The 12,687-nt window shown below is 67.5% G+C and carries 15 protein-coding genes and 1 pseudogene; 9 read left to right on the forward strand and 7 right to left on the reverse strand.

The features are described from left to right. Window position 1 precedes the first annotated feature (1 nt). Window positions 2-550, reverse strand: a complete 549-nt coding sequence (locus tag AB4Y72_RS02225) for an NAD(P)H-dependent oxidoreductase (RefSeq protein WP_441424532.1) — start codon at window positions 548-550, stop codon at window positions 2-4. Between the two features lie 247 nt (window positions 551-797). On the opposite strand from AB4Y72_RS02225, the gene AB4Y72_RS02230 reads away from it, so the two are divergent. Next, a complete protein-coding gene (locus AB4Y72_RS02230) occupies window positions 798-1,418 on the forward strand; it encodes an L-threonylcarbamoyladenylate synthase (RefSeq protein ID WP_441424533.1) in 621 nt (206 codons plus the stop codon). Window positions 1,419-1,450: 32 nt separating this feature from the next. On the opposite strand, the gene AB4Y72_RS02235 is transcribed toward AB4Y72_RS02230, so the two are convergent. From AB4Y72_RS02235 to AB4Y72_RS02245, 3 genes are all read right to left on the reverse strand, one after another. Then, window positions 1,451-1,714: a hypothetical protein gene (locus tag AB4Y72_RS02235; protein WP_441424534.1), complete on the reverse strand. Its 264-nt coding sequence runs from the start codon at window positions 1,712-1,714 to the stop codon at window positions 1,451-1,453. Window positions 1,715-1,844: 130 nt separating this feature from the next. Beyond that, window positions 1,845-2,771 carry an AfsR/SARP family transcriptional regulator gene (locus AB4Y72_RS02240; RefSeq protein ID WP_441424535.1) on the reverse strand — a complete coding sequence of 309 codons (927 nt, stop codon included), beginning with the start codon at window positions 2,769-2,771 and terminating at the stop codon, window positions 1,845-1,847. A 369-nt stretch (window positions 2,772-3,140) separates the two neighbouring features. Then, complete coding sequence (locus AB4Y72_RS02245; RefSeq protein WP_441424536.1) at window positions 3,141-4,124, reverse strand: S1C family serine protease; 984 nt, start codon at window positions 4,122-4,124, stop codon at window positions 3,141-3,143. Between the two features lie 184 nt (window positions 4,125-4,308). Here AB4Y72_RS02245 and AB4Y72_RS02250 point away from each other — a divergent pair, with 184 nt between their 5' ends. Next, entirely contained in the window at window positions 4,309-4,827 is a 519-nt protein-coding gene (locus tag AB4Y72_RS02250; protein WP_441424537.1) for an HtaA domain-containing protein, read from the forward strand. Window positions 4,828-4,843: 16 nt separating this feature from the next. Here the strand turns inward: AB4Y72_RS02250 and AB4Y72_RS02255 are convergent, their stop codons facing one another. After that, complete coding sequence (locus AB4Y72_RS02255; RefSeq protein WP_441424538.1) at window positions 4,844-5,593, reverse strand: ABC transporter permease; 750 nt, start codon at window positions 5,591-5,593, stop codon at window positions 4,844-4,846. 253 nt (window positions 5,594-5,846) lie between these two features. Here AB4Y72_RS02255 and AB4Y72_RS02260 point away from each other — a divergent pair. The 3 genes and pseudogenes from AB4Y72_RS02260 to AB4Y72_RS02270 all read left to right on the forward strand — a co-directional run. Continuing rightward, window positions 5,847-5,984: pseudogene (locus AB4Y72_RS02260) on the forward strand (alpha-amylase family glycosyl hydrolase); the annotation flags it as partial. A gap of 82 nt (window positions 5,985-6,066) precedes the next feature. Beyond that, window positions 6,067-6,672: a hypothetical protein gene (locus AB4Y72_RS02265; RefSeq protein ID WP_441424539.1), complete on the forward strand. Its 606-nt coding sequence runs from the start codon at window positions 6,067-6,069 to the stop codon at window positions 6,670-6,672. A gap of 325 nt (window positions 6,673-6,997) precedes the next feature. Further along, window positions 6,998-8,485: a sensor histidine kinase gene (locus tag AB4Y72_RS02270; protein ID WP_441424540.1), complete on the forward strand. Its 1,488-nt coding sequence runs from the start codon at window positions 6,998-7,000 to the stop codon at window positions 8,483-8,485. Here the strand turns inward: AB4Y72_RS02270 and AB4Y72_RS02275 are convergent. Then, window positions 8,433-9,143, reverse strand: coding sequence for a response regulator transcription factor (locus AB4Y72_RS02275; RefSeq protein WP_441424541.1), 711 nt, complete (start codon window positions 9,141-9,143; stop codon window positions 8,433-8,435). The genes AB4Y72_RS02270 and AB4Y72_RS02275 overlap by 53 nt on opposite strands. 236 nt (window positions 9,144-9,379) lie before the next feature. Here AB4Y72_RS02275 and AB4Y72_RS02280 point away from each other — a divergent pair, with 236 nt between their 5' ends. Next, on the forward strand, window positions 9,380-9,682 hold the full coding sequence (locus tag AB4Y72_RS02280) for a DUF4193 domain-containing protein (protein WP_120950489.1): 303 nt from the start codon (window positions 9,380-9,382) through the stop codon (window positions 9,680-9,682). Between the two features lie 88 nt (window positions 9,683-9,770). On the opposite strand, the gene AB4Y72_RS02285 is transcribed toward AB4Y72_RS02280, so the two are convergent. Next, window positions 9,771-10,718: a cation diffusion facilitator family transporter gene (locus AB4Y72_RS02285; protein ID WP_441424542.1), complete on the reverse strand. Its 948-nt coding sequence runs from the start codon at window positions 10,716-10,718 to the stop codon at window positions 9,771-9,773. Window positions 10,719-10,975: 257 nt separating this feature from the next. On the opposite strand from AB4Y72_RS02285, the gene AB4Y72_RS02290 reads away from it, so the two are divergent. Genes AB4Y72_RS02290 through AB4Y72_RS02300 form a run of 3 tightly spaced genes read left to right on the forward strand, consistent with a single transcriptional unit; the run spans window position 10,976 to window position 12,671 of the window. Continuing rightward, window positions 10,976-11,374, forward strand: coding sequence for a cupredoxin domain-containing protein (locus tag AB4Y72_RS02290; protein WP_441424543.1), 399 nt, complete (start codon window positions 10,976-10,978; stop codon window positions 11,372-11,374). A 47-nt stretch (window positions 11,375-11,421) separates the two neighbouring features. Then, entirely contained in the window at window positions 11,422-11,832 is a 411-nt protein-coding gene (locus AB4Y72_RS02295; protein ID WP_441424544.1) for a hypothetical protein, read from the forward strand. A 41-nt stretch (window positions 11,833-11,873) separates the two neighbouring features. Then, window positions 11,874-12,671, forward strand: a complete 798-nt coding sequence (locus AB4Y72_RS02300) for a CDP-alcohol phosphatidyltransferase family protein (protein WP_441424545.1) — start codon at window positions 11,874-11,876, stop codon at window positions 12,669-12,671. Window positions 12,672-12,687 lie beyond the last annotated feature (16 nt).

Raw genomic sequence — 12,687 nt, forward strand, 5'->3', positions numbered from 1 at the left:
ATCAGCGTCCGGCGGCGGCAGGAACAACCGAGAGCAGTTCCCGGTACCGGGCAGCGTGCCGCTCGAGTCCGTCGGCGTCCACCCCGTGCGCCGAGTGCAGGATGAGCGGCTCGGCCATTTCCAGCCCGCACAGGTGTGCCGTGGCATCGAGGGGGCGCAGGAGTTCGTCCATCGTGAAGCGGTTGTAGCCCGCCGCCGCGTAGGACGCCTCCGGGCCTCCGGTCGAAAGCACCAGCTGGAGCCGCTTTCCCTGCAGGGCGTCTCCTCCGGTGCCGTAGGCAAAGCCGTACGTGAGGACCTGGTCCATCCATTCCTTCAGCACTCCCGGCACGGAGTACCAGTGCCACGGGAAGCTCCAGACGATCGTGTCATGCGTGCGCAGCAGCTCCTGCTCGCGGGCGGCATCGATCCGGCGGTCCGGGTAGGCGGCGGAAAGATCATGGACGGTGACGTGTTCCATGTCCTTGATGGCTGCGGTGAGGTGCGCGGTGATGCGCGAGCTTTCGAGATCAGGGTGGGCAACGAGGACAAGCGTGCGGTGCGGGGTCATGGAAGTTTCGTGCTTCTTTCAGTATCGGATTCGAGCCCAACCGGGGCCGCGCTGACCCGCCAGAGGCGGCCAGCTGGATGGGCGTAGACAGGCTTGTCTATGCCGGAACGAAACTATCAGACAGAACTGTCTGTGCACAACCAGCCACCGACCAGCGCAACGGCCGGACGTGAGGCTGCCCGACGCGGCGCGGCCGGTCGGGCTCGACGGTGGGGGCCGGGCCCGGCGTCGGGCGTAAGCTCATCCCATGGCGAGATACTTCGATGTGCACCCCGAGAACCCCCAGCCGCGTTCGATCCACCAGGCTGTGGAGATCGTGCGCTCAGGCGGCCTGATCGCCTACCCCACCGATTCCTGCTACGCCCTGGGCGCGCAGCTGGGCAACCGGGAGGCGCTGGACCGGATCAGAAGTATCCGCCACCTCGATAACAAACACCACTTCACCCTGGTGTGCAAGGACTTCGCGCAACTGGGCCAGTTCGTCCAGATCGATAACGACGTCTTCCGTAGCATCAAGGCCGTCACACCCGGCAGCTACACCTTCATCCTCCCGGCCACCCGCGAGGTCCCCAAGCGGCTGCTGCACCCGAAGAAGAAGACAGTTGGCGTGCGCATCCCCGACAACCACGTGGTCCAGGCACTGCTCGCCGAACTCGGCGAACCGCTGCTGTCCAGCACCCTGCTCCTTCCGGATGAGGCCGAGCCCCTGACCCAGGGCTGGGAGATCAAGGAGCGCCTGGACCATGTGGTGGATGCCGTGATCGATTCCGGGGACTGCGGTGCAGAGCCGACAACCGTGATCGATTTCTCCAGCGGTGTCGCGGAAGTCGTCCGGCACGGCATGGGCGATCCTTCCCGCTTCGAATAGGCGGGAAGGGCCTGCCGCCTGCGGAGTGCCGGCTAGACCGATTCCGCCGCGCGCGCCTGCCGGTTCCGTAGCCACCGGCGGACGAGATCAATGGCTGCGACGAGGCCGGCGAGCGGCGACAGCACCGCCACGGCGTAGACGAACAGCAGCCACGTCAGCGTGGTCACCGGAGTCTGCCGGGTGCTCAGGAGGGACAGTCCGCCGAAGAGGCCGAGGACCCAAAACAAAACGACTCCCGACAGCACCGCCGCCGCGGGGAAGTACTCGTTCGTGACGACTTTCTTCAAGGTTTCCATGGGCCCTCCTCACACCCGGCGATCGGACTGCGCGCCGGGGTCCTTCCCAGTATGAGGCCCGGCATGGCGGATTTTCCCTGGAATCCCGGCCACGTGATGAAGCTAACTCCCCGCCGTCCGTCCGGCGGCGTCAGACGGCAGCGCGGACGCGCTGAAGGAACGAATCGAGCACGCGCCCGGCGTTCTCGTGCATACGCCGGGACTCCGCCGCGGGCTGCTGCCGGCTCTTGGGCCCGTTCAACCGTTCACCGAGATAAAGCAGCGCCGCCAACACCTCGGAGAGTTCGGAATTGCTTTCGGCGCGCTGCCGCAGCAGTCTCAGATGGGCCTCCTGCAAGGCCGGCCCGGGCGCGCAGCCCAGGTCGCGATCGAAAAGCCGGCGGCAGCGGTCATAGGCCGCCAGGCCTTCCGCCGGCAAGCCAGCCTGCTCATAGGCTGTTACCAGCACCGTCCAGGCCCGTTCGTTGAGCGGCTCAGCCCTGATGGCAGCCTGGACGAGGTTGACGGCGTCGTCGGGCTTGTCCAGCAGGGCCGCCGTTTCTGCGGCAAGGATCTGCAGTGCCACCCTGTCGGCTGCCTGGCGCGTGCGCGCCTCTTCGGCCCAGTCGGAGGCCAGCTCAAACCCAAGGAGAGGCTCGGCAGAAATCTCGAGGGCCTCGAGCAGCAGCGGATACGCCTCATCGGGAAGCAGCTCGCCGGCCTCCCGGACCAGGTCACGGAATCGGAAGAGATCCAGGTCCACGAGGGTCGGATCCAGGACGTATCCACTGTTGGCCGTGCGCAGCGGGCCGGTCTTGGTCTGGCCAGGCTGGATAGCTCGTCGGATACCGCTGATATAGCTCTCAAGCGTGGCCACGGAGCCGTCGCTGGCGCCGGCGCCCCAAAGGAGGTCGATCAGGCGGGTCTTGGAGACGGGTGTGCCAAGGTTCAGCAGAAGGATTTCCAGAATGTGCCGGGGTTTGCATCCCCCCATGTCGGCGGCGGTGAGCGCGACGCCGTCCCGGCGTACTTCAAAGGATCCGAATAAGCGGACCGTAATGGAGGGGGCAGTTCCCATTAGGCTTTCCACGTTGTTCTCCGATTTCCCCAGGTAAAACGACCTCAATCGTCTGCGGATAGCCGGACCAATATCGAAACCAGGCCGTACTGAGACTCTGATCCCACCGGCTTTCCATTGCCACCGTGACACGCCCCACCTGGCGCAACAAGGCATGCCGCTACCCGATCTTCCGCCCGAAGAAAGACGCGTACAGGCGTCAGTACCGCTGGGTAAGACGGCGGCGCCGCGGGCAGGTATTTGCAGCGTGAAACAAGTAATTCACCTGGGCGACCCTACAGGGATGCAAGTAGTCCGCGTGCGGCCGAATTTCGGCTCCGGAAAGGTATTCCATCGCCTGAAGCCACCGTGTCGGGGCGGCAAAATTCGCTACTGGCCGTCGGTCATCTCCGCCGGTACCGCCACCAAGCGCAGTTCCGCACCGTCGCGCAGAACCGCAAGTTCCAGAGGTTCCCCGATCGCTTCGGCAAAGAGCAGTTTTTGCAGGCTCTCGGCGTTTGAAACGTACATCTGCCCGACCTTCAGGAGGATGTCGCCGGACCGCAGACCAGCGCGTTCGGCGGGCGAGTCGGGGAGGACTTCGACCACGAGCAGGCCTTCCCTGCGGCCCGTCCGGACGACGGCCCGGGGCTGAAGCTGGATGGGTGTGTTCACCAGGCCAAGATAGGCCCGGCGGACGCGGCCGTCCTTGAGCAGGGAAGCGATGATCCGCCGGGACGTGGCGTTGATGGGAACGGCCAGGCCGAGGCCGACGCCGGCTACTGCCGTGTTGATCCCCACGATCCGTCCGCGCGCGTCCGCCAGCGCTCCTCCCGAGCTGCCCGGGTTGAGAGCTGCGTCGGTCTGGATGACGTCCTCGATCACGCGCCGGTTCCGTCCGGACCAGACGGGGATGGAACGGCCCAGCCCGCTGACCACGCCGGCGGTGACAGAGCCTGCGAGCCCCAGCGGATTGCCGACGGCGATCACGAGCTGGCCGACCCGTAGCAGTTCGGCGTCACCCAATTCCGCCGGCGCCGCCGTGGGTGCCCTGCCATGGACCACGGCAAGATCGGAAAGCGGATCGGCCCCCACCACCTCAACGGCCGATGCGGTGCCGTCGGCAAAGGCCGCATGACCGGCTTCGGCACCACCCACCACATGGGCGTTCGTGAGCAGGTACCCGTCCGTGGTGAAAAGCACGGCCGAACCGGCGCCCACCCTGCGACCGCCGGCGCGCCCTTTGCCGGTCATTTCGAGCGCGGCGACGTGCGGCGTGACGGCGGCGGCCACGCGGATGACCGTTGCGGAATAGGAATCCAGCGGGTCCTCGGACACTTCAGATCCGGATGCCCTGCTGATGGCTGCGGCCACTGTGCACCTCCTGCGAAACGGTACTCATCCAAGTCAACCACCGCCGTCCCGGCAGTAGTCCTGCAGCGCCTACGCCTTCAGAGAAATACACCGGTTGACGCGGCTGCCGTGCCACAGTTCAGCCGGGCGGGGATCCGCGGCTAGGCTCGAAGGTAGATCCACACGACAGACCAGGAGAACCTACGTGAAACCAGCGTCCGCTTCCCCCGCTTCCCCCGCTCCGCTGCCCCCGGAGGGTCTGACCTGGGGCATCAAGCGCACCTTCCTGGAGTACATTTCGGGACTCCCCGACGGTGCCGTCTCCGCGTCCGACGGCGCGAGGGTTCTCGCGTCCGGTGAGTTCTGTTTCGCCCCTGCCGGTTCCGAGTACGATCCGGCCCGGGGCATGGGCGTGCTGCGCTTCAGCGGCGACGTTCGCGTCGCCGGCCACCACGGAATGATGTTTGTCCGCTTATTGAATCCGTGGGTGGAGTTCACGGCCGGCCACGGAATCCTGACCATCAGCACCGGCGACGGCCACGGCAAGGAACGCTCGGACGTCGGCACCCTGCGCACCGCCGCGCCCCGCAATATGGACGGGTTCCTGGTCTGGGAGCACGTCGACGTGGCCGTGTCCGAGGCGGGCTCAGAACTGTTCGACGGCCAATACGCTGCCGGCCAAGCGATGGATCCGCTCGTCATCCGGGTTCCGGCGCGACCGTGACGGGCCTGAACCGGCGCTAGCGGGGCCGGGCGGGACGCACCTTCACCGGCGCAAGGACCCGGATGAGGACGACGGCGGTCACGGAGCCCGCCGCCATGATCGACGCGAGGACGACTATCTGGAAGCGACCCGCTTCCAGAGGTGAGAGCCCCCCGAAGATCGCCCCGACAAATGCCCCCGGCAGCGTGACGAGGCCGGTCGTCTTGGTCTGGTCCGTCGAGGGAATGAGTGCCGCATAGACGGCGCCCCGGGCCAGCTCCAGCGTCGACTGTCGCCGCGTCGCGCCTAACGCCAGCCAGGCCTCCACCTCTTCCCAGCGGGCATTCACCGCCTCGGAGAACTGCCGGCCGGCCAGCGTGGCGATGGTCATGGCATTGCCAATCACGATCCCTCCAAGGGCCAGCGCGTACCGGGGCGTGAATGCGATTGCGCCCGTGCCGAAGTCGATCGTCAGGGCCACCAGGATGCCAGCGGCCATCGCGCCGCTGACCAGGCCCAGCCGGCCCCACGTCCAGCCGAGGCGCCGTGCGGCTGTTGCTGCGGCCACGAAGAACATCACGAGAAGTGCGGCGCCGACCCAAACAGGATTTGTGATGACTTGGCCGAGTATCAGGCTGATTCCGGCCAGCTGCACAGCTCCGCGGAGGATCGCCAGCGCGGGCGCGGCCCGGTGCGGGATCCGGAATGCCGCCAGGAGCGCCACGGTCACCGCCATGAGGAGGCCGATGCACAGCAGTGTCGGCAGGAAGGCGGCGGCATCGTTCATCAGCCCAGCCTATCGACGTGCCCGCGGCAACTCCGCCCGCGGGACGCCCCGCGTGCCGACACATGGCCGCCCGCGCTGGGCACCGGCCCTGCTCCGCTTGTTCCACGAACTTTACGGCGCACGTCCGGACTGGCTGGACCAGCTCACGGAGGTCGTGCTGCAGTCTGCCCGGTCGTGGGCCGAGCGGCCTGCCGAGCTCAAGGCCCTCGACGCCGACCGGGAACACCACAGCGGCTGGTTCCAGGCGAACACCATGCTTGGCGGCGTCTGTTGCGTCGACCGGTACGCCGGGGATCTCGCGGGCGTCCGCGCCCGGATCCCCTACTTCAAGGAACTGGGCCTCACGTACCTGCACCTGATGCCACTGTTCCTGGCCCCGGAGCCGCATTCCGACGGCGGCTACGCGGTGTCCAGTTACCGGGGCGTCAACCCCCGGCTGGGCACCATGCGGCTCCGGGAGCTTCGCCCACGGTGTGCCCTTCCAGGACAATCCCCGCACCGGGGACTGCCGGATCGCCGGCACCACAGCGTCCCTTTGCGGGCTGGAGAGCGGATCAACGACGGCGGTGGGCCGGATCCTGTTGGCCCACTCGGTGGCCTTCAGCACCGGGGGCATCCCGCTGCTCTATCTGGGCGACGAGGTCGGCCAGCTCAACGATCACCAGTATGGCCTCGAGGCAGGCCATGGAACGGACAGCCGGTGGGTGCACCGGCCGCACTACCCGGCCGCCGGCTATGCACTGCGCGACAACCCGGAAACCCCTGCCGGTGCTGTCCATGCCGGGCTGCGCCGGATGATTTCCGCGCGCTCCGCGGCGCCCGAGTTCGCCGGCACCCGGCTGATCGGGTTCGACACGAACAACCCGGGCGTCCTGGGGTACCAGCGGCCAGGAGACGGCACTCTGATCCTGGCACTGGCCAACTTCAGCGACGGGGTGCAGGAGGTGTCGGCAAGGACCTTGTCCGGCTTCGCGTCCGACGCGGAGGACATTCTCTCCGGTGCGGACGTGCGCCTGGACGCTGGCGTCGTCCTGCACCCCCAGGAGTTCGTCTGGCTCAGGGTGACGCCGGAGCCCTGAGGCCGTTGCACCGTGACTCGAAAGCTGTGACTCGACGGGCCGTGACTCGAAAGCTGCGACTCGACGGGCCAGGACTCGACGCGCCAGGAAGTAGGTCGCCGGAGATCAGCCACCGCGGAGGAAGGTCATGCCCGGCCGCACGCCGATTGAGGAGAGCGTGCGGCCGGAGTCTGGGGACCAAGGGCTGCCGGGGTGCCCGGTGACCGGCAACCGGTTCATTTCCAACTCTCCCGCATCCCGCTGAGAAGAGACTGAGAGGGTAGGGATGGCGGCCAATGCGGTCGATGTGGTTGTCCCGCGTCACGCATTGCCGCATTCTTGGACCATGGCACTGGGCAAGCGGACCACCTCGGGCCGCCCCGGCAGGGGCTGGAGTCATTGGGGCGTGCGGAGGCGCTCGACGGCGGTCGCCGTCGGAGTCGTGGCGCTCGCACTGCTGCTCGGCGGCGTCGTCCTGCTGGGACTGCTGCGGGCATCCCTGGCCAGTTCCACCGACGCCACCGCCCGGCAGAAGACGCTGGACGTGATGGCCGAAATGGCGGGTCAGGACGTCGCGGATGCCGGGGCGTACATCATTGAAACCGCGCATGCCGGCCAATTCGTCCAGGTGCTGGACGCCGGCGGGTCGGTCGTGGCCGCCTCGGATCCCGAGATCGCCAAAACCCCGCTTTCAGCCCAGCGGCCCTCCCCGGGCCAGACCATGACGCAAGACGTCCCGGGCCTTCCGAGCATCGGCGACAATGACGACTACCACATCGTCACCGTCGGAGCGCGGGCCGGAGCCGCGAACTACACAGTGGTTGTGGCGCAGGCAGCGCAGATCCAGGCGGACACGATCTCCACGGTGGCCTGGTTCACGCTGGGAGCCACGCCGCTCCTGCTGGTGGCGGTGGCGGGCTCGGTGTGGCTGCTGGTGGGCCGTTCCCTCCGCCAGGTGGAGCGAATCCGGGGCCAGGTGGCCCGGATCAATGCCGAGCAGCTGGACGGACGCGTCGACGTGCCGCCCACCAATGACGAAATCCACGCCTTGGCGCTCACCATGAACACGATGCTGGACCGGTTGCAGGCCTCGGACAGTGAACAACGGCGGTTCGTCTCCGACGCCAGCCACGAGCTGCGCAGCCCGCTGGCCACGATCAAGGCGGGAGTGGAAATCGCGGCTGCCGACCCGACCGGGGCCATGTGGCTCCAAATGAAGGATGTCCTTGCCGAGGAGACCGCCCGGATGAGTTTCCTCGTCGAGGACCTGCTGACGCTGGCCAAGGCGAACGACGGCGGCTTGAAAGTGGAGCACGAGGATGTGGACCTTGACGACGTCCTTGACCAGGAAATTCGCCGGCTCCGGTCTACCAGCAGCAAGCAGATCACCGCGGACCTCGCCCCGGCACGGATCCGCGGCGACGCCCGCCGGCTGGCGCAAGTCCTGCGGAACGTCCTGGACAACGCAGACCGTCACGCCGTGTCACGGATCAGCGTGCAGCTTTACACGTCAGGCGACCGGGTCCTCGTCACGGTCGACAATGACGGCGACCCTATCCCGGCGGCGGACCGTGACCGGATCTTCGAGCGATTCGTCCGGCTCGACGGAAGCCGCTCGCGTGAAGGCGGCGGCAGCGGGCTGGGCCTGGCCATTGCATCCGGCATCATGGCCGCCCATCACGGGACCATCCGTTCCACGGAGGCACCCGCGGGGCACTGCCGCTTTGAGATTGCCTTTCCGGTTCCGGAGCCGTCGGATCAACCGGCCGGCCCGGCGGACCTCAGTCACCGGGCATCCCGGCGCCAGGGGACCCAGGCATCGGGTCGGCGCTGAGCAAATAGCCCATGCCGCGCACGGTGGTCAGGGTACGGAGACCGAACGGGACGTCGATCTTGCGCCGAAGATAGCCGATGTAGACCTCCACGACGTTGTCCGCTCCCTCAAAAGCCGGGTCCCAGACGTTGTGCAGGATTTCCGCCTTCGAGACGATCTGGCCGTGCCGGCGCATCAGGTAATGCAGAAGGCCGTACTCCCGTGCGGTGAGGCTGATGGGGGTTTCGCCGCGCCGCACGCTGTGGCTGCCGGGATCCAGCGAAAGGGTGCCCAGGGTCATGATGACGGGCCTGGCCGGCGCCCCGCGGCGGATCAGCGCCCTGATCCGGGCCACAAGAACCAGGAAGCTAAAGGGTTTGGTGAGATAGTCATCCGCGCCGAGGTCAAAGGCGTCGGTCTGGTCGTATTCGCCGTCCTTGGCCGTGAGCATCAGCACCGGCGTCCAGACTTTACGCTGCCGGAGTTCCTTCAGGACGTCATAGCCGTTCATCCGCGGCAGCATGAGGTCCAGCAGGATCGCGTCGTAGGCATTATCGACCGCCGCCGACAGCCCATTCACGCCGTCGTACGCGACGTCGACGACGAACCCTTCGTTCTTCAGGCCGCGGCGGACCGTGTCCGCCAGGGCGTGTTCATCCTCAACCAAAAGAATCCGCAATCCGCGACCCCTCTCTTTGAGAGAAGTATGGCCTGTTCCGGGCCGGTCTGGGAGGATTCCGGCGCGTCCTGCGTCCGGGCGGCGCCTCGGGCAGCCGCGGCCGGGTGTCGTGAGAGTCACTGCCACGGCTCCCCCGGTACCCAGCTTTTGCCCGGTGTGATGCTGTACCGTTCAATCCCGGAGATCCGTCCGAGTCCCCGGATCCAACGATCAGCAACGGAAATGAGTACCACCAGGTGGCAACCGATTATGACGAAGTACGCTCCGACGTCGCGGAATCACGCAACGCTTCCTTGGAGGCCCTGCGGTCGGCGAACGCGCCCGACGCCCGGAGCGTCGTCCGCGAGCTCGACGAGGCCGATACCTCGGAGGGAGTAGAGCTTCCGGGAGCAGACTTGTCCGGCGAGGAGCTGACTGTCACCGTCATCCCGCAGAAAGAGGACGAGTTCACCTGCTTTTCCTGCTTCCTGGTGCGGCACCGCTCGCAGCTTGCCAAGGAGAAGGGCGGCCACGCGTACTGCGCGGACTGCCTTAGCTAGATCCCGAGCGCCGGGCCTCGGGGGGCGGCTCGCCATCCACCCGCGGGCATGGACGCGCCGGCGGATGGCGTCTGGGGCGGCGCTGCCCTCATGCGGCGGGGATGACCAGCGAGGGCTCGTCCGCGGTGGCAAGGGTCAGGACGGCTTCTTCGACCGTTTCGTGGTCCTCCAGCTCCCGCTCCACCCGGCGCAGCGCCACGGCGACATCATGTTCCAGCTGGTCGCCCCGCATGTCCACCGCCGCCACGAGGTAGAGTTTGCGCGGTCCCACGAACTCGAGGTGCAGGTAGGTGACACGGTCGATCTCCGGGTGTTCCAGGAGGCGCCGGGCCATGGTGGTCTCTATATCGCTGGTCACGGCCTGGCCCACCAGGAAGCGCCGGTTGCGATCGATCAGCACGACGGCAACAGCCGCCAGGAGGATGCCCACCAGAATGGACCCTACGGCGTCCGGCACGGAGGACCCTGTGACCTGGTGCAGGAACATTCCGGCGAAGGCGATGACCAGGCCGATCAGCGCGGCCGAGTCCTCGGCAAAAACGGCACGCAACGTGGGATCTGAGCTCTTGAGGACCTGCTCAAGTGTGTTCCGGTCAAGCTCGCGCGCCGCCTTCCGGGACTGCCGGAACGCCTGGGTGAAGGACACGCCCTCGAGGACAAAGGCGACCGCCAGGACCACGTAGGCGATCGTGAAGTCACCTGCCGGCTCCGGCGTGATCAGCTGCTGGATGCCATGCATCACCGAAACCACTGCACCGGCCGTGAACAGGCCGAACGCCGCGATCATGGACCACACGTACGCCTCGCGTCCGTAGCCCATAGGGTGGGTCTTGTCCCGTTTCCTGGCGGCCTTCCGCTCGGCGATGACCAGGAAGATCTGGTTGCCTGTGTCGGCCCAGGAATGCGCCGCCTCGGCAGTCATCGAAGCCGAGCCCGAGATGAGCGCGGCCACGGTTTTGGCCGCGGCGACGAGTACGTTCGCGGCAAAGGCGATGAGCACCGTGAGCGATGCGGGCTTGGATTTGTCACGCTTCACGCGTTTTGTCCCTTCTGCGGACCGCTGGAGTGCATGCCCTTGCATGCCAGTAACCACGCTACAGGCCCGGGCCGGGCCCCGGGGCATCCCGCCGCGGAGCCCCGGCACCGGTGGGGGCGGCGACGGCCCGGACCGGTCCCGGGTCCAGTCGCTGCCGGATCCATTAATGCTGATCAGGAGCACAATAAGGTGAGTGCTTTCGATCGCTCGTTATTTTCAAAGCTCGTTGTTCCATAGTCCGTCAGGGGTGGTGCGCCATGAATGCTGGCCGGAGGCTTTCGACGCTGGGGATTGTTCTGGTCGTGCTGGGAACCGCCGGGTGCGCCGGCGGAAGCGGAGCGCCGGCCTCGACGTCGGCGCCCCCGCCCGGTTCAAGTTCCGGGATCAGCCCGTCGACGGGCACCGGCACGAGCACCATCACAATCAAAGACTTCGCTTACGGCGACCCGCTCACTGTGGCCGCCGGCGCGACAGTCACCGTCACCAACATGGATTCCGCTGCGCACACTGTCACGGCCGACGAAGGCTCGGCGTTCGACACCGAGGTGAAGGGCGGCGGAGGCACCGCCAGCTTCGTCGCGCCGACGAAGCCCGGCACGTACGCCTATCACTGCACTTTCCATCCGGGGATGCACGGGACGCTGGTCGTCAAATGAGCGCCTCAAGCCAGCCTGCACGCTCCGTGCGCGTTCACCGTTCCGGTATGGCCTTGCGCATCCTCACGGCCGTAGCCCTCTTCATCGACGCCGGCATCCACATCCACCTGGCCCCCGGCTACCAGGCCGGAAACCCGGCGGGGATCGGCCAGGGCAACCTTTTCCTGCTGGAATCGGCCGCTGCCGTGCTCGCAGGGTTATACGTGTTGCTGCGCGGCAGCAGGGCCGCCTATGCCGTCGCATTCGTGGTGGCGATGAGCGCCTTCGTCGCCGTGGTCCTGTACCGCTACGTCGACATTCCCGCCTTCGGGCCTTTTCCGGCCATGTATGAGCCTGTCTGGTTCTTCGAGAAGTCCGTCAGCGCGGTGGCCGAAGGCGCCGGTGCCGTGCTGGCAGCCGTCGGCTTCGTCCGGGCCGGACGTCGGACGCCCCGGCGGCGCGCGTCCGCCCAGCATTGAGGGGACCGGACGGGGACACCGGTACCCGCGCGGGGCGCGCCGTGGCCGATGCCGGGCTTGCCGTCGCCACCTATCTGGCGGTCTGGATCTGGCTTGGCGCGGCGGCGTTCGCCGATCCCGCGCCCTGGTGCCTGACGCTCGCGGCGGGCGCTGCGGTAGTCACGCGGGCGGCCGGTTCCGTTCTGCGGCGCAAGCCGCGGTTTTCAACTCCCGCGGACCGCGTGACCCTGGGCCGGGCCGTCGTCGTGGCCTGCTGCGCCGCCGTGACGGCCGGCGGCTGGATCGCCGGGGCCGGGTCCGGGTCGGGCGGAACGGTCGTTGTGTTGGGGACGGCGGCGTTCCTGCTCGATGCCGTGGACGGACGGGTGGCCCGGCTGACGGGAATCGCAACGGCCGAGGGGTCGCGGCTGGATTCGGATACGGACGCCGCGCTTGTCCTGGTGCTGTCCTGCGCAGCGGCGGGAATTTTCGGCCCATGGCCGTTGGCCATGGGCCTCATGTACTACGTGTTCCTCGCGGCGGCACGGTTCCGGCCGTCCCTGAAGATCCCGCTGCCGTCCAGCACGGTCCGCAAGCTGATCGGAGCCACCCAGCCCGCTGCGCTGTTGTTTGCCCTGACTCCCGGCGTCCCCGCGTGGCTCGGTGCCATGGTGCTCGGCCCCGCGTTGGGGCTGCTGGCGTATTCGTTCGGCCGGGACGTCATCGCACTCGAACGGCTCCGCCGTGTGGGCCCCGCAGCCGCGGCCGGCTCCCCCGCACCGTCCGCCCGTACCCCGTCCGGCGCAAGTCTGGGGGCGCAGGCAGGATCAGGCAGCAGGCGAGCTGGCCGGACGAGTTAGCCGGGCTGGGAGTTAA

It is taken from the genome of Arthrobacter sp. YAF34 (assembly GCF_052113245.1).
GTDB lineage: Bacteria > Actinomycetota > Actinomycetes > Actinomycetales > Micrococcaceae > Arthrobacter.

Bases quoted from the DNA above. Each gene is read 5' to 3' on its own strand.
- AB4Y72_RS02290 (WP_441424543.1), top strand. From the start codon at position 10,976: ATGAATGCTGGCCGGAGGCTTTCGACGCTGGGGATTGTTCTGGTCGTG.
- AB4Y72_RS02235 (WP_441424534.1), bottom strand. From the start codon at position 1,714: ATGGAAACCTTGAAGAAAGTCGTCACGAACGAGTACTTCCCCGCGGCG.
- AB4Y72_RS02225 (WP_441424532.1), bottom strand. From the start codon at position 550: ATGACCCCGCACCGCACGCTTGTCCTCGTTGCCCACCCTGATCTCGAA.
- AB4Y72_RS02230 (WP_441424533.1), top strand. From the start codon at position 798: ATGGCGAGATACTTCGATGTGCACCCCGAGAACCCCCAGCCGCGTTCG.
- AB4Y72_RS02295 (WP_441424544.1), top strand. From the start codon at position 11,422: ATGGCCTTGCGCATCCTCACGGCCGTAGCCCTCTTCATCGACGCCGGC.
- AB4Y72_RS02255 (WP_441424538.1), bottom strand. From the start codon at position 5,593: ATGAACGATGCCGCCGCCTTCCTGCCGACACTGCTGTGCATCGGCCTC.
- AB4Y72_RS02240 (WP_441424535.1), bottom strand. From the start codon at position 2,771: ATGGGAACTGCCCCCTCCATTACGGTCCGCTTATTCGGATCCTTTGAA.
- AB4Y72_RS02270 (WP_441424540.1), top strand. From the start codon at position 6,998: ATGGCACTGGGCAAGCGGACCACCTCGGGCCGCCCCGGCAGGGGCTGG.